The sequence below is a fragment of the Pseudomonas silensiensis genome, assembly GCF_050434865.1.
In the GTDB taxonomy this organism is placed as follows: domain Bacteria; phylum Pseudomonadota; class Gammaproteobacteria; order Pseudomonadales; family Pseudomonadaceae; genus Aquipseudomonas; species Aquipseudomonas fluorescens_W.
Genome location: NZ_JBNDJH010000004.1, coordinates 180,529 through 198,721, shown reverse-complemented (window position 1 = coordinate 198,721; position 18,193 = coordinate 180,529). Strand labels below are relative to the sequence as shown.

The 18,193-nt window shown below is 57.7% G+C and carries 23 protein-coding genes; 13 read left to right on the top strand and 10 right to left on the bottom strand.

The genetic code is table 11. The features are described from left to right. Positions 1–22: 22 nt before the first annotated feature. Both QF010_RS07550 and QF010_RS07545 read left to right on the top strand, forming a co-directional pair. Entirely contained in the window at positions 23–895 is an 873-nt protein-coding gene (locus QF010_RS07550) for a LysR family transcriptional regulator (RefSeq protein WP_033055153.1), read from the top strand. Positions 896–1,267: 372 nt separating this feature from the next. Further along, positions 1,268–1,630 (top strand): histone-like nucleoid-structuring protein, MvaT/MvaU family, encoded by a 363-nt coding sequence (locus tag QF010_RS07545; protein ID WP_008155126.1) that lies wholly within the window; start codon positions 1,268–1,270, stop codon positions 1,628–1,630. A 175-nt stretch (positions 1,631–1,805) separates the two neighbouring features. Here QF010_RS07545 and QF010_RS07540 read toward each other — a convergent pair whose 3' ends face one another. Then, entirely contained in the window at positions 1,806–2,330 is a 525-nt protein-coding gene (locus QF010_RS07540; protein ID WP_033055154.1) for a DUF4946 domain-containing protein, read from the bottom strand. A gap of 145 nt (positions 2,331–2,475) precedes the next feature. Between QF010_RS07540 and gloA the strand changes: the two genes are divergently transcribed. Further along, the gene (gene gloA / locus QF010_RS07535) at positions 2,476–2,997 is read left to right on the top strand and encodes a lactoylglutathione lyase (protein ID WP_033055156.1); all 522 of its coding nucleotides are present in this window, start codon (positions 2,476–2,478) and stop codon (positions 2,995–2,997) included. Between the two features lie 82 nt (positions 2,998–3,079). On the opposite strand, the gene ahpF is transcribed toward gloA, so the two are convergent. From ahpF to QF010_RS07520, 3 genes are all read right to left on the bottom strand, one after another. Next, a complete protein-coding gene (gene ahpF, locus QF010_RS07530; RefSeq protein WP_033055157.1) occupies positions 3,080–4,642 on the bottom strand; it encodes an alkyl hydroperoxide reductase subunit F in 1,563 nt (520 codons plus the stop codon). A 138-nt stretch (positions 4,643–4,780) separates the two neighbouring features. Beyond that, entirely contained in the window at positions 4,781–5,344 is a 564-nt protein-coding gene (gene ahpC / locus QF010_RS07525) for an alkyl hydroperoxide reductase subunit C (RefSeq protein ID WP_010460707.1), read from the bottom strand. Between the two features lie 145 nt (positions 5,345–5,489). After that, the gene (locus QF010_RS07520) at positions 5,490–6,434 is read right to left on the bottom strand and encodes a site-specific integrase (protein ID WP_429532786.1); all 945 of its coding nucleotides are present in this window, start codon (positions 6,432–6,434) and stop codon (positions 5,490–5,492) included. A gap of 178 nt (positions 6,435–6,612) precedes the next feature. On the opposite strand from QF010_RS07520, the gene QF010_RS07515 reads away from it, so the two are divergent. Next, positions 6,613–7,632 (top strand): DNA-binding protein, encoded by a 1,020-nt coding sequence (locus QF010_RS07515; protein WP_033055159.1) that lies wholly within the window; start codon positions 6,613–6,615, stop codon positions 7,630–7,632. On the opposite strand, the gene gorA is transcribed toward QF010_RS07515, so the two are convergent. Together gorA and galU are read right to left on the bottom strand one after the other, a co-directional pair. Then, a complete protein-coding gene (gorA, locus tag QF010_RS07510; RefSeq protein WP_429509727.1) occupies positions 7,629–8,987 on the bottom strand; it encodes a glutathione-disulfide reductase in 1,359 nt (452 codons plus the stop codon). The two genes, QF010_RS07515 and gorA, sit on opposite strands and share 4 nt — an antisense overlap. Before the next feature lie 132 nt (positions 8,988–9,119). After that, positions 9,120–9,959: a UTP--glucose-1-phosphate uridylyltransferase GalU gene (gene galU, locus QF010_RS07505; protein ID WP_033055161.1), complete on the bottom strand. Its 840-nt coding sequence runs from the start codon at positions 9,957–9,959 to the stop codon at positions 9,120–9,122. Between the two features lie 266 nt (positions 9,960–10,225). Between galU and QF010_RS07500 the strand changes: the two genes are divergently transcribed. Next, on the top strand, positions 10,226–10,414 hold the full coding sequence (locus QF010_RS07500; RefSeq protein WP_033055162.1) for a hypothetical protein: 189 nt from the start codon (positions 10,226–10,228) through the stop codon (positions 10,412–10,414). A 138-nt stretch (positions 10,415–10,552) separates the two neighbouring features. Continuing rightward, positions 10,553–10,834, top strand: coding sequence for a lipoprotein (locus QF010_RS07495; protein ID WP_033055223.1), 282 nt, complete (start codon positions 10,553–10,555; stop codon positions 10,832–10,834). A gap of 11 nt (positions 10,835–10,845) precedes the next feature. Here the strand turns inward: QF010_RS07495 and QF010_RS07490 are convergent, their stop codons facing one another. After that, on the bottom strand, positions 10,846–11,076 hold the full coding sequence (locus QF010_RS07490; protein ID WP_008155098.1) for a hypothetical protein: 231 nt from the start codon (positions 11,074–11,076) through the stop codon (positions 10,846–10,848). Between the two features lie 72 nt (positions 11,077–11,148). Then, complete coding sequence (locus QF010_RS07485; protein WP_033055163.1) at positions 11,149–11,505, bottom strand: hypothetical protein; 357 nt, start codon at positions 11,503–11,505, stop codon at positions 11,149–11,151. A 212-nt stretch (positions 11,506–11,717) separates the two neighbouring features. Here QF010_RS07485 and QF010_RS07480 point away from each other — a divergent pair, with 212 nt between their 5' ends. The 6 genes from QF010_RS07480 (at position 11,718) to ada (ending at position 15,391) form a co-directional block, all read left to right on the top strand. Continuing rightward, positions 11,718–12,020: a DUF1883 domain-containing protein gene (locus QF010_RS07480; protein ID WP_024164534.1), complete on the top strand. Its 303-nt coding sequence runs from the start codon at positions 11,718–11,720 to the stop codon at positions 12,018–12,020. 29 nt (positions 12,021–12,049) lie between these two features. After that, positions 12,050–12,226: a hypothetical protein gene (locus tag QF010_RS07475; RefSeq protein WP_156363902.1), complete on the top strand. Its 177-nt coding sequence runs from the start codon at positions 12,050–12,052 to the stop codon at positions 12,224–12,226. Between the two features lie 126 nt (positions 12,227–12,352). Beyond that, positions 12,353–12,859 carry a methylated-DNA--[protein]-cysteine S-methyltransferase gene (locus tag QF010_RS07470; RefSeq protein WP_033055164.1) on the top strand — a complete coding sequence of 169 codons (507 nt, stop codon included), beginning with the start codon at positions 12,353–12,355 and terminating at the stop codon, positions 12,857–12,859. After that, positions 12,856–13,560, top strand: a complete 705-nt coding sequence (locus QF010_RS07465) for a 2OG-Fe(II) oxygenase (RefSeq protein WP_033055165.1) — start codon at positions 12,856–12,858, stop codon at positions 13,558–13,560. The genes QF010_RS07470 and QF010_RS07465 overlap by 4 nt, the downstream gene beginning before the upstream one ends. 4 nt (positions 13,561–13,564) lie before the next feature. Then, positions 13,565–14,230: a DNA oxidative demethylase AlkB gene (gene alkB / locus QF010_RS07460; protein ID WP_033055166.1), complete on the top strand. Its 666-nt coding sequence runs from the start codon at positions 13,565–13,567 to the stop codon at positions 14,228–14,230. Between the two features lie 87 nt (positions 14,231–14,317). After that, a complete protein-coding gene (gene ada / locus QF010_RS07455) occupies positions 14,318–15,391 on the top strand; it encodes a bifunctional DNA-binding transcriptional regulator/O6-methylguanine-DNA methyltransferase Ada (RefSeq protein ID WP_033055224.1) in 1,074 nt (357 codons plus the stop codon). Here the strand turns inward: ada and QF010_RS07450 are convergent. Together QF010_RS07450 and acuI are read right to left on the bottom strand one after the other, a co-directional pair. Further along, positions 15,355–15,843 carry a GyrI-like domain-containing protein gene (locus QF010_RS07450; RefSeq protein WP_033055167.1) on the bottom strand — a complete coding sequence of 163 codons (489 nt, stop codon included), beginning with the start codon at positions 15,841–15,843 and terminating at the stop codon, positions 15,355–15,357. The two genes, ada and QF010_RS07450, sit on opposite strands and share 37 nt — an antisense overlap. Positions 15,844–15,895: 52 nt before the next feature. Then, positions 15,896–16,879: an acrylyl-CoA reductase (NADPH) gene (gene acuI / locus QF010_RS07445; protein WP_033055169.1), complete on the bottom strand. Its 984-nt coding sequence runs from the start codon at positions 16,877–16,879 to the stop codon at positions 15,896–15,898. Positions 16,880–17,068: 189 nt separating this feature from the next. Here acuI and QF010_RS07440 point away from each other — a divergent pair, with 189 nt between their 5' ends. Beyond that, positions 17,069–18,133, top strand: a complete 1,065-nt coding sequence (locus tag QF010_RS07440; protein ID WP_033055170.1) for an NAD(P)H-dependent flavin oxidoreductase — start codon at positions 17,069–17,071, stop codon at positions 18,131–18,133. The last annotated feature ends 60 nt before the right edge of the window (positions 18,134–18,193 follow it).

Sequence of the window (18,193 nt, the reverse complement as noted above, 5' to 3'; positions counted from 1 at the left end):
ATCGTAAAATGAGTAAACACTCATGACCCTTACCCAACTGGAGATTTTTTCTCTGGTCGCCGAGCTTCACGGTTTTACGGCGGCAGCCAATCGCTTGGGGATTTCCCAATCCGCGGTCTCTCACGCCCTCAAGTCGCTGGAACAGGAATTGGGCGTTGAACTGCTGCGCCGGCATCAGTCCCGGGTCGAACTCAGCGACATCGGCCAACAGCTTTTGCTGCGCGCCCGGGCAATGCTGGGCCTGGCCAACACCTTGCGCCAGGAAGCGGCCGATGCGCGCGGAATGAAACGCGGCACGTTGCGCCTCGGCTCGTTCGGCCCGACCTCATCGATCAAACTGCTGCCGCTGATCCTGCAGCACTACCGCGCGGCTCACCCGGGCATCGAGGTCCACATCGACGAAGGCCCGGACCGGCAGGTGATCCAGTGGCTGGAGGAGCGTCGGATCGATATTGGCTTCGTGGTGTTGCCCGAGGAGCGGTTCGACACCTTTGCGCTGATCGAGGACCAAATGGTTGCACTGCTGCCCGTCGATCATCCGCTGGCCCGTCGCGACAGCCTGACCCTGAGCGATTTGTGCAACGACCCCTTCGTATTGACCGAGGCCGGCTCATCGGAACTGGTGTCGCGGCTATTCAGTGCCGCCCGGCTGACGCCGAACATCCGTTATCGCTGCTCGCAACTACTAAGTACGCTGGACACCGTTGGCCGAGGCGATGCGTTGACGGTCGTTGCCGAAGGCTCTTTGCCCGATGATCGCGACAGTCGCTACGTGAAAAAACCGCTAACGCCACCGGTCACACGCCAAGTTGGACTGGCGGTGCTCGACCAGCGCCAGTCGTCCCCTGCGGCGCTGGCTTTTATCAAACTGGCCGAGCGCCTGAACTACCGTTGAGCGGCACACGTGCCGAGGGCCAACTATCCCAGCATTCGCAAATGCCACTGACCGCCCACGGCGTGAACTTCTTGCAAGGTTATCGGTTCGGCCGGTCGATGCCCGGCGCGGACTTCATTAACGCATTAAGTCACCATTAACTAGCGACGCTAAGCGACGAGACAAGGAGATCACGCACCATTTGAATCAAAATACTACTGTTGTTACATGAAGAAAAAGACAGGATTTACTCTTGGCCAATTAACTACTACAATTTTTCATGCCTGCTCTAGATTGGCAGGTGAGCCATTATCACCGGGTCGCTTCAAGGCTCTTGGCTTATAGCTTTGTTTGCGGTTGGTATCAGCCAAACACACTATTGGAGTAAAGATATTGTCCAGACTCGCTGAATTTCGTGCAGCTGAAAAGGCCCTTCAAGAACAGCTCAAGCAGCTGGAAACCCTGAAGAATGATGCCGGGCTCAAGAAAGAAATCGAATTCGAAGAAAAGCTCCAGGGGCTGATGAAAACCTACGGCAAGAGCCTGCGCGACATCATCGCCATTCTCGATCCGAACCCGGCAAAATCCGGTCTGCAACAAGCAACGCCTAAAACCCGCCGCGCTCGCGTGGTCAAGGTTTATCAGAATCCGCACACCGGTGAACTGATTGAAACCAAGGGTGGCAACCACCGCGGCCTGAAAGCCTGGAAGGAACAATACGGTGCAGCTACCGTTGATTCCTGGCTGCGTGGCTAAGCACTCGCGGTGATAAAAAAAGCCCTGCCAATGCAGGGCTTTTTCATGGACGCCTTCTAAATGCAACGATTGGCGTCGATCAACTCTCTACTTGCTGACTAACTTTGTGCTTAATCCGTTTGGGTATCTAAAAATTTCAGAATGCGCTGAAACCGGCAGCCATTGAAATCTTTAACTAAAGTTTCAAGCTGTTACGGGCCGCGTCTATTTCTTCCTGACTTGCCTTATAAACCTCAGCCTGCCCCGCGTAGGAAAGAACATAGGCCTTATCGCCATCCACGGCAGCAACCAATGTTTGAGAGAGCACATGCCTTCCGTTCTGCGTGATGGTGCAGGTAGTTTCCAGCGCTGATAAGCGACTCAACGTCGTCGGGTGAATCTTGTTGCAGACACTTTGATAACCGCCTTGAAAGAAGTCCTTCTGCACCGACTTGCGCATCTCCAGCAACACGCCTTGCAGATTCACCTGATGACCACTTTCCACCTGAGTCGTGGTCAACTCCATCACCATTACCGGCGTGCCGCCCTGATCGTTCTTCACCGCACGCTGGCGGGACACTTGGGCGTTGGCCTCATCTTGCGGGACGGCTTCGACCTCCCAGCCGTTGGGCCAGGTCATGATTGGCTCATCTGCGAGAGCGCTGTTAACACCTGAAAGCACGCAGATCAGGACGAACATCGATTTACAGAAACGAATCATTGCAATGAACACTCACGGATTGAACGGTAAAGTCTGAGCCCCGCCCGTCTGTCAGGCAATAGCCGACGCTTTGGGTTTGGTGATGTCCGAGCCCTTGCGTATCATTGTCGCCATTCGTTAGCCCCACTTATTTTCCGGAGGGCCCATGAGCCTGCACGAATTGAACACCTTCCCAGGCGTGACTGCCCAACCTGACACCGCCACCCAGAAGTTCGTCTTCAACCACACCATGCTGCGGGTCAAGGACATCACCAAGTCCCTGGATTTCTACACGCGTATTTTGGGTTTCTCGCTGGTGGAAAAACGCGACTTTCCGGAAGCCGAGTTCAGCCTGTACTTCTTGGCGCTGGTCGATAAAAACCAGATCCCGGCCGACGCTGCTGCCCGCACTGAATGGATGAAGTCGATCCCCGGCATTCTCGAACTGACCCACAACCACGGCACCGAGAACGACGCGGATTTCGCTTACCACAACGGCAACACCGACCCGCGCGGTTTTGGCCACATCTGCATCTCGGTGCCGGATATCGTCGCTGCCTGCGAGCGCTTCGAAGCGCTGGGCTGCGATTTCCAGAAGCGCCTGAATGACGGCCGCATGAAGAGCCTGGCGTTCATCAAGGACCCGGATGCGTACTGGGTTGAGATCATCCAGCCTGCACCGATGTAACATTCCTCCCACACTTGGAATGTGTGAGGCACAAAAAACCCCATGATCGCTCATGGGGTTTTGGTGTTTTCAGTGTCGGGTTTTATGCCGGAGCCGAGGTCCGGATCAAGTGATCGAATGCGCTCAAGGAAGCCTTGGCGCCCTCGCCCACTGCAATCACGATCTGCTTGTAAGGCACGGTGGTCACGTCACCGGCAGCGAACACGCCCGGCATTGAAGTCTCACCGCGGGCATCGACGATGATCTCACCGCGAGGCGACAACTCGATGGTGCCTTTGAGCCAATCGGTGTTGGGCAGCAAACCGATCTGCACGAAGATCCCTTCCAGCTCGACGGTACGCAACTCGTCCGACTGACGATCCTTGTAGCGCAGGCCGTTGACCTTCTGACCGTCGCCCAACACTTCAGTGGTTTGCGCACGGGTGATGACAGTGACATTCGGCAGGCTGTGCAATTTGCGCTGCAAAACCGCATCGGCGCGCAGCTGCACGTCGAACTCCAGCAGTGTGACGTGGGACACGATACCCGCCAGGTCGATGGCCGCTTCGACGCCGGAGTTACCGCCGCCAATCACCGCCACTCGCTTGCCTTTGAACAGCGGACCGTCGCAGTGCGGGCAGTACGCCACGCCTTTGTTGCGGTATTGCTGCTCACCCGGGACGTTCATTTCACGCCACCGCGCACCGGTCGCCAGGATCACAGTCTTGGCTTTCAGGGTCGCGCCGCTGGCGAAGTGGACTTCGTGCAACTCGCCGTTCTTGCCCGGCACCAACTTGTCGGCGCGTTGCAGGTTCATGATGTCGACGTCGTATTGCTTGACGTGCTCTTCCAGCGCCACAGCCAGTTTCGGCCCTTCAGTTTCCTGCACGGAGATGAAGTTCTCGATGGCCATGGTGTCGAGCACCTGCCCACCAAAACGTTCAGCCGCCACACCGGTACGAATGCCTTTACGAGCCGCGTAGATCGCGGCCGAAGCACCGGCCGGGCCACCGCCGACGACCAGAACGTCAAACGCTTGTTTCGCACTGATCTTCTCGGCCTGACGCTCGATGCCGCTGGTGTCGATCTTGGCGAGGATCTCTTCCAGGCCCATACGACCCTGACCGAAGTTCACGCCGTTCAGGTAAATGCTTGGCACGGCCATGATCTGACGGTCATCGACTTCGGCCTGGAACAGCGCGCCGTCAATGGCGACGTGGCGAATGTTCGGGTTAAGGACGGCCATCAGGTTCAATGCCTGGACCACGTCCGGGCAGTTCTGGCAGGACAGCGAGAAGTAAGTCTCGAAGTTGAACTCGCCTTTGAGCGAACGGATCTGTTCGATCACTTCAACGCTGGCTTTCGATGGGTGGCCGCCGACTTGCAGCAGGGCCAGCACCAGGGATGTGAATTCATGGCCCATCGGGATGCCGGCGAAACGCAGGCTGATATCGGCACCCGGGCGGTTGATCGAGAACGATGGTTTACGCGCATCGTCACCGTTGTCGAGCAAGGTAATTTGGCTGGAAAGACTGGCAACGTCTTTCAAGAGTTCGAGCATTTCCTGGGATTTCGCACCGTCGTCGAGGGAGGCAACGATCTCGATCGGCTGGGTGACCCGTTCCAGGTACGATTTCAACTGGGCTTTAAGATTGGCGTCCAACATACGGGCGATTTCCTTTCTGGTATTTCATAAAAAGCAGACATAAAAAAACGCCCGAGCGAATCTCGCCCGGGCGTTTTTATTGGGCGGTTGCAGCTTACTTAGGTGCGGAAACCCGCCCTGATGATGCGATCCACAGACTTAGATCTTGCCGACCAGGTCCAGGGACGGAGCCAGAGTGGCCTCGCCTTCTTTCCACTTGGCTGGGCAAACCTGGCCTGGGTGAGCAGCGACGTACTGAGCAGCCTTGATTTTGCGCAGCAGCTCGGAAGCGTCACGACCCACACCGCCGTCGTTCAGTTCGACGATTTTGATCTGGCCTTCAGGGTTGATCACGAAGGTGCCACGGTCAGCCAGACCTGCGTCTTCGATCAGTACGTCGAAGTTGCGGGAGATGGCGTGAGTCGGGTCGCCGATCATGGTGTACTGGATTTTGCCGATGGCTGGCGAAGTGTTGTGCCAGGCAGCGTGGGCAAAGTGGGTATCGGTGGAAACGCTGTAGATCTCGACGCCCAGCTTCTGGAACGCGTCGTAGTTGTCAGCCAGGTCTTCCAGCTCGGTCGGGCAAACGAAGGTGAAGTCGGCTGGGTAGAAGAACACGACAGACCACTTGCCTTTCAGGTCAGCGTCCGACACTTTTACGAAGTCGCCATTTTTGAAGGCGTCAGCTTTGAACGGTTTAACTTGGCTGTTGATGATAGGCATCGGTGACTCTCCGTCAGGGTTGAAAAGTTGGGTTGAGAAGTTGATGGAGTGGATCCTACCGACTCGATTGCCGGATGGCTCATTGGCAAAGCTCATGCTGCTCATTGGTTTTCGCTATTAGCCGAACGTATTAATAGAAGAAAACTTACTTAACAGCGCCAATGGTTTTTTCCGCGAGCGGTGTCATCCCGAGAAACGGGCTGGCTTCAACATAGCGCATGGCGGACTTCATATCCTTCCAGCCCACGTAACTCATCAACGACTTCAAGTCCCAACCGCTCTGATGCGCCCAAGTGGCAAAGCCGCGCCGCAAGGAGTGACTGGTGTAGTGCTCAGCCGGGATGCCGGCACGCTCCAGCGCCTGGCGCAGTAGCGGGATCACGCTGTTGGCGTGCAACCCTTCCTCGCTCAGGTGACCCCAACGGTCGATGCCACGAAACACCGGGCCGCGGACCAGCGCAGCTTCAGTGATCCAGTCGATATACGCCTGTACCGGGCACAGACGCTGCAACGCTGGCGTCTGGTAAGTCTTGCCGAGGTTTTCGCGGTCACTCTTGGATCGCGGCAAATAGAGCGTGATGCCTGAGCCGGCAGCCGCTTGCACGTGCTCGATCTGTAACCGGCACAACTCATCGCTACGAAAGCCGCGCCAGAAGCCCAGCAGAATTAGCGCCCTGTCGCGCCGGGCCCGCAACAGGGCCGGTTGATCGTGCTCGGATTTCGCGGTTTGCGCTTCTTGCTCCAACCAGGCAACCACTTGCTCCAGATGCTGAATCTGTAACGGCTCGGCCTGTTTTTCTTGAACCGGGTGTAGCGCGCGAATGCCCTTGAAGACCTTGCGCACCACCGGCGCCTTGGTGGGGTCAGGAAAACCCTGACTGTTGTGCCATTGCGCCAGTGCTGACAAACGCAACTTCAAGGTATTGATCGACAGCACGCCTGCGTGAGCGACGAGGTAGCGCGCGACGCTGTCGCTGGTCGCCGGCAGGAAGCCGCCCCAACTGACTTCGAAATGCTCGATAGCCGCCCGGTAGCTGCGACGGGTGTTGTCGCGGGTGGCGGCTTGCAGGTAACGATCCAGCTCAGTCATCGGCTCAACTCTCTAAAACGTACCGCTTTGGCGGGTGAAAACGCGCCGCAAGGCTGATCACACGGGGTAATACCAGTATATCCCGCGTGAATACTCATCGTATTTTAATTTTTACTTTAGCGTGGTACATTGTGTACTTTGGTGGCATGTACCACAGTACGAAATCGTAGGAGAACTCATGGCTCGTGGCGGCGTTAATAAAGCAGTGGTCCAGGCAGCACGCCTGGCAATTTTGGCTCGCGGCGAAAACCCCAGCATTGATGCGGTACGGATCGAGATGGGCAACACGGGCTCGAAAACCACGATTCATCGCTATTTGAAGGAGCTGGATAACGGCGCCGAGCGCACCGAAGTGCCGCCAGAACCCATTGATGGCGAGCTGGCGGACTTGGTCTCACGCTTGGCGCAACGCCTCAAGGAACAAGCTCAGGAGCCCATTGATCAGGCACGCGCGCAGTTCGATCAGCAGCGTAAAGAGCTGGAAATACAGCTGACGGAAGCTCAACAAGCCAATGGCGAATTGCATAAACAATACGAGATTCAAAGCCTGGCACTGACCCAAGAGTCCGAGGCCCTGCTCGAAACCCGCGCCATGCTGCAGACCGAACAAACCCGCAACGCCGGTCTGAACCAGGCGCTGGCCGATTTCGAATTACGCTTGCAAGACAAGGATGAGCAGATCCGCTCATTGGAAGAAAAACACCTGCACGCTCGCGACGCCCTGGAACACTATCGCAACGCCGTCAAAGAACAGCGCGAGCAGGAGCAACGCCGCCACGAAAGCCAGGTGCAGCAGATTCAGATGGAGTTGCGCCAGGCCCAGCAGAGCGCATTGGTGCGCCAGGATGAGATCACACAACTGCACCGTGACAACGAGCGCTTGCTGACGGAGAACCGTGGCACCCTCAGAGAGTTGAGCCTGCTGCAGGATCAACTCAAGCAAACCAACGCTCGACAGGATCAGCTGCTGGAACAGGTGAACCGTATCGACAGCGAACGCACCCTCCTCCAGGAACGCTTGCGCGCTGCCTTGCTGGAAAGCCAGTCGCTGAAACAGAGTGTCGACGAACAGTCGCAGATAAACAAAACGCTGGAAATTGAGTTGCTCAAGACTCAGGTGAGCCTCGATGAGCGCGTGCGCCTGGCGGCCGTCATTGCAACAGCGCCAGACGCATCAGAGCCGCAAAAGGACGATTAACCCGCGACCGGCGTGCGCATGGTGACGAACTCTTCGGCGGCAGTCGGGTGCACGCCGATGGTTTCATCGAAATCGCGCTTGGTCGCGCCAGCTTTCAAGGCGATCGCCAGACCCTGAACGATTTCACCAGCCTCCGGACCGACCATGTGACAGCCCAGAACCTTGTCGGTCTTGGCGTCCACCACCAGTTTCATGAGGGTGCGCTCCTGACATTCGGTCAGGGTCAGTTTCATTGGACGGAAGCGGCTTTCGAAGATCACCACATCGTGACCGGCCTCACGGGCCTCCTCCTCAGTGAAACCGACCGTGCCGATGTTCGGCAAGCTGAACACAGCGGTCGGGATCATCTTGTAATCGACCGGGCGATACTGCTCAGGCTTGAACAAACGACGCGCAACGGCCATGCCTTCGGCCAGTGCGACCGGCGTCAACTGAACCCGACCGATCACATCGCCAAGCGCCAGGATCGACGGCTCAGCCGTCTGATACTGCTCGTCGACCTCGACGAAACCTTTCTTGTCGAGTTTGACGCCGGTGTTTTCCAGCCCTAGGTTGTCGAGCATCGGACGTCGACCGGTGGCGTAGAACACACAATCCGCTTCCAGCTCTCGGCCGTCCTTGAGGGTTACCTTCAGGCTGCCATCGGATTGCTTGTCGATACGTTCGATGTCGGCGTTGAATTGCAGGTTCATGCCGCGCTTGGTCAGCTCTTCCTGCAGGTGTTTGCGCACTGCACCGTCGAAGCCGCGCAGGAACAGCTCACCGCGATAAAGCAACGTGGTGTCGGCACCCAGACCGTGGAAGATCCCGGCGAATTCGACGGCGATGTAACCACCGCCTACCACCAGAACGCGCTTGGGCAGTTCTTTGAGGAAGAACGCCTGGTTGGAACTGATTGCATGCTCATGCCCCGGAATTTCCGGAATCTGTGGCCATCCACCGGTAGCAATCAGGATGTTTTTGGCGGTGTAGCGCTCGCCATTGATCTCGACCTGGTGCGGATCAACGATTTTGGCGTGGCCTTCATGCAAGGTCACGCCGCTATTAACCAGCAGGTTGCGATAGATGCCGTTCAGGCGATTAATCTCGCGATCCTTGTTGGCGATCAACGTAGCCCAATCGAATTTCGCTTCGCCCGGCGTCCAGCCAAAACCCGAAGACTGCTCGAAGTCTTCGGCGAAGTGCGCGCCGTAGACCAGCAGCTTCTTCGGCACGCAGCCGACGTTCACACAAGTGCCACCCAGGTAGCGGCTCTCGGCCACCGCCACTTTCGCGCCAAAACCGGCAGCAAAACGCGCAGCCCGCACACCGCCGGAACCGGCGCCAATCACATAAAGGTCAAAATCGTAGGCCATTTTTTCAATCTCCTCGGCAGTCCACAAGCATACCCGCAGACATCCGTTGGGCAAGCGCTGCAAACGATATGGGGACGGAAAATGAAAAAGCCACCCGAAGGTGGCTTTTCAATACAAGTGGGTCAGAGGCTATCAGTAAGCCTTGCCAGTCTTGTAGAAGTTCTCGAAGCAGAAGTTGGTGGCCTCGATGTAGCCTTCAGCGCCACCGCAGTCAAAACGCTTGCCTTTGAACTTGTAGGCAATCACGCAACCGTTTTTCGCCTGCTTCATCAGGGCGTCGGTGATTTGAATCTCGCCGCCTTTGCCTGGCTCGGTTTGTTTGATCAGCTCGAAAATATCCGGCGTCAGGATGTAACGACCGATGATCGCCAGGTTCGACGGTGCGTCTTCCGGGGCTGGTTTTTCGACCATGTTGCGAACGCGGTACAAATCATCAGCGATCAGCTCGCCGGAAATCACGCCGTACTTGTTGGTTTCCAGAGGATCCACTTCCTGGATCGCAACGATGGTGCAGCGATACTGCTCGTACAGCTTGACCATCTGGGTCAGGACGCCGTCGCCTTCAAGGTTGACGCACAAGTCGTCCGCCAGCACTACCGCGAACGGTTCGTCGCCGATCAGCGGGCGGCCAGTCAGAATGGCGTGGCCCAGGCCTTTCATTTCGGTCTGGCGAGTGTAGGAGAACGAGCACTCGTCCAACAGTTTACGGATGCCGACCAGGTATTTTTCCTTGTCGGTGCCCTTGATCTGGTTTTCCAGCTCGTAGCTGATGTCGAAGTGGTCTTCCAGAGCGCGTTTGCCGCGACCAGTGACGATGGAAATTTCGGTCAACCCAGCGTCCAGTGCTTCTTCGACGCCGTACTGGATCAGTGGCTTGTTTACCACCGGCAGCATTTCTTTGGGCATGGCTTTAGTCGCTGGCAGGAAGCGAGTACCGTAACCGGCTGCTGGGAACAAGCATTTTTTGATCATAAAAGTCCTTGATAGGGCTGTGTGTACGAGTTTCGGCGCAGTCTAATCAGGCGGCGCGCACCTTACAATGCCCCGCACTGGCCAACCAATGCCATCATAGAGAAATATTTTCGCGGATAGTTCCCGAGATAGCTCCGCAGCCTTTATAGATAGCACAGACCATCAGATCTGCACGGCCGCGAATAGCACAACCCTACACCATCAGCACCGGTTGAGTGCATTTGGCGCTATCATTGCGCGATTGAACCAGCCAACGAGGCAGATAGATGTCGGTAGCAAAAAGTGTCAACGGGTTCCTGATCAATCAGGCGAAAGACGGCCAGTGGTGGGTAGACAGTGCCAGTGGCGAGAATATTGCCGGGCCTTTCCCGACCGAGGCGTTGGCGATTGAAGTGGCATCCGTGTTAGAGCTCGAACACCCAGCCCCGAAGCGTCGCGGCAAGGACAAGTCCTGAGAAGCACCCGACTCGACCCAAGCCCTGCTCGCGCAGGGCTTTTTTGTGATTGCCTGCAAACAAGTGGCCATTCGCTATAACCTTTTGATGCCAGCGCTGTCACAGGCTCAGCCCCTTCATTCTGACGACGACAACGACATGAATAAATTTTTGCCCCTGATCGCGGTACTGGCCCTGAGCGGCTGCGCCACTTCGGAAACGACCTACCTGAACAACGGCGAGCAAGGCCTGGCAATCGACTGCTCCGGGGAAGCCAATTCCTGGGCGACCTGCTACGAAAAAGCCGATGCCTCTTGCGCCGGCACCGGCTATCGGATCGTCGGTACCGACGGATCACCTTCGCCCAAGGAAAGCGACAAGACGCTGGGTGTCGACGTCGGCAACTTCAAGAACCGCAGCGTCGTGGTGGTCTGCAAGTAAGGCGCACTGCCCTACATGTGAATTTCGGCGAACTTGATCCCGAGACCGCGCACCGTCTCGATCAACTCATCGAGGCTGCTGAAGGATTCGACTTCGTCGTTTTCATCCACCAGAAAATAACTGCGCCCGGCGCTTTTCTTGAAAAACACGATCCATTCTCCCGGATTCGCCGGATTCTGAATCACGTGGGTGGCAGAGATGTGACCCTCTGCATGGCGCTCCCGTACCTGCTCTCGCTTCATGCTCGACTCCAGAAATGACAATGCCGCCAAAGCGTTGCTTTGGCGGCATCGGTGCTGACGGGCGACAGTCTATCAGCCGGAAATGCACGCCGTAGCGGCATTACGTACATCCATGGGACGCAACGGCACATTGGAAATGCGCTCATGCAGCTTGATGCTGCTGCCAGTGGAGCGGTCTTCGATATCAAATACCGCGGCCGGGCCCGAGGAGAACTTCTGCGGCACGATGACTCGCATTCCGTCCTTGTGCGGCTCGACTTGCAGGGCGCCCCGGCTGCTGGCCAGTTTTTCGGTCAGGCATTGCGCGTACTCATGAGGTTTCTTTCCTGAAATCACGCTCATGGTCGGCAGCGTCTCATTGATCTCCGAGACAGTTGCACAACCACTCATCGCTATCGCCATAGGCAGGACCAGTACACCCCACTTCATACAAAACCTCCGATAAAGACACTCCGACAGTACAAATGCTGTTTTTCTCCGAGGCTTGCTGCGTTTATCGCACATAGAATTCCGTATAACTGTTTTTAATTGTCAAAGCAGACCTCGACGACCGGATAATAACCCGTTCGGGCTGATAAACTGCGCCAATCGCACATGCTATCGTTTTGATTTTGTAGAAAAAGCCCTTCTGGAGGCGCCTCATGAAATTTATCCACCAGCGCGAGCACCTCAACGAAGACGACATCGTCGTCATCCAATGCTCCCAAACATGCAATATCCGCTTGATGAACGACGCCAATTTTCGCAGCTTCAAAAATGGCGGTCGCCACACTTACCATGGTGGAGCATTCGACACCTTCCCGGCCCGGATTACTGCGCCAAGCACCGGTTTCTGGAACATCACCATCGACACGGTCAACCGCCGGCCGATCAGCGTGACGCGCAAACCGACCCTGACTCACACCATCAAGATCATCCGCCGCTCCAGCACGAAACTGAGCTGAGTGACACCCAAACACCAAGACAGGCAGGTATGACCGTGGCTCAAACGACCAAGTACGTCATCAAATACAAACTCAACGGTGAGCGTCGCTTCGAATTTGCCCAGCTTGAAAACGGCACCGAAGAAGAAGCCAAGGCTGCGCTGGATGCTCTTCATGGCTCGAGCGAAGACGTCATCAGCGAAATAAGCGTCAGCAAAGCGCTGTAACGGGATCCGGAGCGACAACGTGGACGTCTGCTCCTGCCTCTGGAATTCAACCGCAAGCGCCGGAGTGTTCCCTCCATCCCCGCTCCCTAGACTGGCCACCTCAACCTTTGGTTAAGGAGTCAGAACATGTCTACTTCCTCGATTCGCTTCATCAGCGGCACTTCCAGCCTTGGCGTCTTGCTGCTCGCGTTCAGCGCCGAGGGTTTGTGTGCGTTGCTGATCGGTGATGATCTGGCCACGCTGGAACGCGATCTTTCGCAACGCTTCCCCGGCCCACAAGCACCGCAGCGCGATGAAGGCTTGATGCCTGCGCTGGAACAAACCCTGCGCCACCTCGAAGACCCACGCACCACCCTGGATTTGCCGCTGGATCTGACAGGCAGCGTTTTTCAACGGCGAGTCTGGGAGGCCCTGCGGCACATACCGGTGGGTGAAACCGCCAGCTATCTGGATATCGCGCGACAACTGGGTCAACCCACGGCTTTTCGGGCGGTGGCCAATGCCTGCGGAGCAAACCCGCTGGCGGTTATCGTGCCGTGCCATCGGGTGTTGCGTCAGGATGGCAGCCTCGGCGGCTACCGTTGGGGGCTGGAGCGCAAACGGCAGCTGCTGGAGCGTGAGGCGCAGCGATGAGTGCGCAATTTCTCGACAGGCTGGACTGGGTCATGCTGGAACAGCAGCTCGATCAGGATGGCTGCGCGATCATCCGGTCGCTGTTAAGCCACAAGATGTGCGATGAAATCAGCACTCTGTATGCCAGCGCCGAACCGTTTCGCTCGCAAGTGATCATGGCTCGTCACGGCTTTGGCCGTGGTGAGTACAAATACTTTCGGTACCCATTGCCGGACATCGTCGCCCGTTTGCGCAGTGCGCTTTACCCGAGACTGGTACCGATAGCCAATCGCTGGTACGAGCACATGGACCTGCCGACCCGTTTCCCGGAAACCCATGAAGCGTTCCTCGAACGCTGCCATGCCGCCGGTCAGGAACGCCCGACGCCGTTGTTGCTGCAATATGGACCGCAGGACTACAACTGCTTGCATCAGGACCTGTACGGCGAACACGTCTTCCCGCTGCAAGTGGCGATTCTCCTATCAGAGCCGGACGAAGACTTCACCGGTGGCGAGTTCGTGCTGACCGAACAGCGCCCACGAATGCAATCGCGCCCCCAAGTCATTGGCCTGAAGAAAGGCGACGCGCTGATCTTCGCCGTCAACCAACGACCGGTCAAAGGCGTTCGTGGCTATTACCGAGTCACCCTGCGCCACGGCGTGAGTCGCCTGCACAGTGGAAAACGGCATACCCTTGGAATCATCTTTCACGACGCGTTATGACCCCATGAACCCGATCACCTTCGACTTGTTTGCCGACGCCGAACCCGAGCAGCAACCCAGGCTCGATCGGATCGGTGAACAGTCCTGCGTCCTCAGAGGCTTTGCCCTGCCCTGGCTGGATCAGCTGCTGCCTGCACTGGACGCCGTTCTGGCGGCGGCACCGTTTCGGCAGATGATCACGCCCGGGGGCTTTACCATGTCGGTGGCCTTGAGCAGTTGCGGCGCGCTGGGCTGGACCACCGACCGCAGCGGTTATCGCTATACCCGCCATGATCCGCTGACCGGAAAACCCTGGCCGACAATGCCCGAGGTGTTTTTCGAACTGGCACAAGCGGCGGCGCGGGAAGCAGGGTTCGCGGATTTCGTGCCTGATTCATGCCTGATCAACCGTTATGTTCCCGGAGCCAAGATGTCTTTGCACCAGGACAAAGACGAAGTTTCCTACGCAGCGCCCATTGTTTCAGTGTCCCTGGGATTGCCGGCGGTGTTCCTGTTCGGCGGTTTCGAGCGCAGCGATAAAAGCCAACGAGTGCCTCTGTTGCATGGCGACATCGTGGTCTGGGGCGGCGTGGATCGCTTGCGTTATCACGGCGTCTTGCCGATCAAGGACGGCCAACACCCGCGACTGGGCGAACAACGGATCAACTTCACTTTTCGTACCGCTGGATGAAGCCTTCGAATTCGACCGCAAGACCCGGGGTGCAGCGACCCTGTCGGCTGGTTAATCTGCATGAAACGGATCAACGGACATGAAGCCATGACAAGCCATTCGACAAAGATCGCCACCGAGAACGATCCTCGCTGGGCCGCCGTCGTCGCCCGTGATCCCCGGGCAGACGGACAGTTTGTGTATGCGGTGAAAACCACCGGCATTTACTGTCGTCCCAGCAGCCTGGCGCGCTTGCCGAAACCACAGAACGTCGAGTTTTTCGATACGGCCGAGCAGGCGCAAGCTGCGGGTTATCGCCCTAGTAAGCGCGCCGCGAAGGATCAAAGCGACGTCGCCGCGCAACATGCTGCGACCGTGGCGGCCGCATGCCGCCAGATTGAAACCGCGGAGAATCTGCCTGTTCTGAGCGAGTTGGCCTCTGCTGCGGGCCTGAGTAGCTTTCACTTCCATCGGGTGTTCAAAGCGGTGACCGGTCTGACGCCCAAGGGTTACGCTGCGGCCCATCGCTCCCGCAGGGTTCGTGAGCGACTCACGGATGGGGGCTCAGTGACCGACGCGCTGTATGACGCCGGTTTCAACTCCAACAGCCGTTTCTATGAAGCCGCCGATCAGTTATTGGGCATGAAACCCGGTGATTACCGCGCGGCCGGTCAGAACAACGACATTCGTTTTGCTGTCGGTCAGTGTTCCCTGGGGGCGATTCTGGTGGCGCAGAGTGAACGGGGTGTTTGCGCGATCCTGCTGGGTGATGACCCGCACCAACTGGTCTGCGATCTGCAGGACAAGTTTCGGCGTGCGAATCTGATTGGCGCCGATCACACGTTCGAACAACTGATCGCCAAGGTTGTAGGTTTTATCGAAGCGCCGGCCCTGGGACTGGACTTGCCGCTGGATGTTCGTGGTACCGCTTTTCAAGAACGGGTCTGGCAAGCCCTGCGGGAAATTCCCGCTGGTTGCACCGCCAGCTACGCCGATATCGCTCAACGAATCGGCGCGCCAAAAGCGATGCGCGCCGTGGCTCAAGCCTGCGGCGCGAACAACCTGGCGGTGGCGATTCCGTGCCACCGCGTGGTGCGCAGCGACGGCAACCTTTCGGGCTATCGCTGGGGTGTGGAGCGCAAGCGTCAGTTGCTTGAGCGCGAAAACCCGTCTGAGTCCTGAATGCCGATATAGACCGACACTGAATCCGGGCTGGTATAGACCTCGAAGTCTGTGGCGAACGTGCGGCAAATCTGCGGATTGTCCTTAAAGTAGGCCCAGATCAGGCCCCACGCCTGAATGACGCTGTCTGGCATCGCCCCTTGGGCGCTGAACACCAGGTATTCGCCTCCCTGCACCTGAACCTGCGCAAAGTCCTCGGAAGGCGCGGTGACCGCCACCCCCGCGGTCACATCGAAGTAGCCCGAAGCGTCGGACTCGTAGTTGGAATAGACGCCGTACACAAACGAATCCGGCTGTTTGTGGGCGATCTTGTCGAAGATTCCCTCAACGAAGAATTGTTCCCACATCGGGCCGATGCGCGCAGTGTCTGGTTGCTGCTCTGCGGCATTGCAGGTGCGCACTTGCAGGCCCGAGACGCTAAAGGGCCGTACTTCACGCTGCTTTACATCCATGGTCGATAATCCTTGTCTCTGTAATTTGTCTGTTTGATTGATGGTGAAACAGTCAACGATTGACGTCGACCACCACCCGCCCACGCAATTGACCGGCGAGCAATCGCGGTGCCGCCTCGATCACGTCGCTCAAACCTATTTCGTGGCTGATCAGCGGCAGCAAGGTGAAGTCTAGATCCTTGGCCAGACGATTCCAGGCCAGTATCCGCTTGGCTTTGGGCTGAGTCACGCTGTTGATCCCGGCCAGGGTCACGCCGCGCAAAATGAACGGTGCGACTGACGCCGGGAAGTCCATGCCTTGCGCCAGGCCACATGCGGCGACAGTGCCGTTGGCCTTCGTGCTGGCACAGGCATTGGCCAGGGTGTGGCTGCCGACCGAGTCGATGACCGCCGCCCAACGCTCCTTGGCCAAGGGTTTGCCCGGCTCGGACAGCGTGGCGCGGTCGATGATTTCGCTGGCGCCGAGTTGCTTGAGGTAATCGTGTTCAGAGGTGCGGCCCGTAGACGCGACCACCCGATAGCCGAGCTTGCTCAGCAGTGCGATGGCAAAACTGCCTACGCCGCCATTGGCGCCGGTGACCAATACGTCTCCCTGCTCGGGCGTCACGCCATTATGTTCCAGCGCCAGGATGCTCAGCATCGCCGTGTAACCCGCCGTGCCGATGGCCATCGCTTGCGCCGTGGTGAATGCCTTGGGCAGCGGAATCAGCCAGTCGCCATTCAAGCGAGCCTTCTGCGCCAGTCCGCCCCAATGCCCTTCACCAACGCCCCAGCCATTGAGTACGACTTGATCACCGACCTTGTAGTCTGGATGCCCGCTGACTTCGACAGTGCCTGCCAGATCGATCCCCGGCACCATCGGGAATTTTCGCACCACCGGGCTGCTGCCGGTGATCGCCAGGCCATCCTTGAAGTTCAGCGTGCTGTACGCAACACGTACTGTCACATCGCCCTCGGGCAGTTGATCGTCATTGATCTGTTGCAGTGTGGCCCGGTAACCGCTGTCGTCTTTGTCGATCAAAATGCCTTGGAACATTGCTGCCTCCAGATGGAATCACTCAGTTGTCGTGCAGTTGAAATAACACATAGCAACCTTTCACCGTACTCGACTTTCAGCCAAGAGTGACGCAGGGAACGAAAACTCGACTGGCCTTGCATCAGTCATTGCTGATACAAAAACGGTCCTACCGTCCCTGCCCTGTTATGACGTCGGAGAATCCTTCAAATGAGCAAATGGCCAGACACCCGCATTCTTGACCTGCTTGGCATTGAGCTGCCGATCATCCAGGCGCCCATGGCCGGAGCGACCACTTCGGCCATGGTTATCGCAGCCAGTAATGCCGGCGGCCTGGGCTCGATGCCGGCAGCCATGTTAAGCATCGATCAGTTGCGCGAGGAGTTGAAAACGATTCGTCAACACACTCAGCGCCCGATTAACGTCAACTACTTCTGCCATCAGACTCCCGCCGCCGATGAGCAACGCGCTCAAGACTGGAAGAATCTGCTGGAACCCTACTACCGGGAACTTGGCGTGGACTTCGACGCGCCGACGCCAGTGTCCAATCGAGCGCCGTTCGATAGTGCGGCCTGCGAGGTCGTCGAAGAGTTTCGCCCTGAAGTCGTGAGCTTCCACTTCGGCCTGCCGGAAAAATCCCTGCTGGATCGCGTGAAAGCCACTGGAGCGAAAATCCTTTCCTCGGCCACCACCGTCGAAGAGGCCATCTGGCTCGAACAGCAGGGTTGTGACGCGATTATCGCCATGGGGTACGAGGCCGGTGGCCATCGGGGCATGTTTCTCAGTGATGATCTGAGCAGCCAGGTGGGCCTCTTTGCGCTGGTGCCGCAGATCGTCGATGCGGTGAAAGTGCCGGTGATTGCTGCCGGGGGGATTGCCGATGCGCGAGGCGTCGCGGCGGCGTTCCTGTTGGGGGCTTCGGCGGTGCAAGTGGGCACGGCGTACTTGTTCACACCAGAGGCCAAGGTCAGCGCGTCTCATCACAAGGCGTTGCACACGGCCAAGGAAAGTGAAACGGCTGTCACTAACATTTTCACCGGACGCCCGGCGCGCGGCATTCTCAATCGGGTGATGCGCGAACTCGGGCCGATGAGCGACAAAGCACCGGCCTTCCCTCTGGCGGGTGGTGCGCTGATGCCATTGCGGGCCAAGGGGGAAGCGGATTTCAGCAATCTCTGGGCGGGTCAGGCATTCACGCTGGGCATTGAAATGACCACGGCTGAACTGACCCAGCGTCTGGCTGAGGAAGGATTGGCTAAGTTGCTTCGTCGCTAGGACACGTCCGTGTAGCAGCTGCCGAAGGCTGCGTTCGGCCGCGCAGCGGTCGTGAAACCA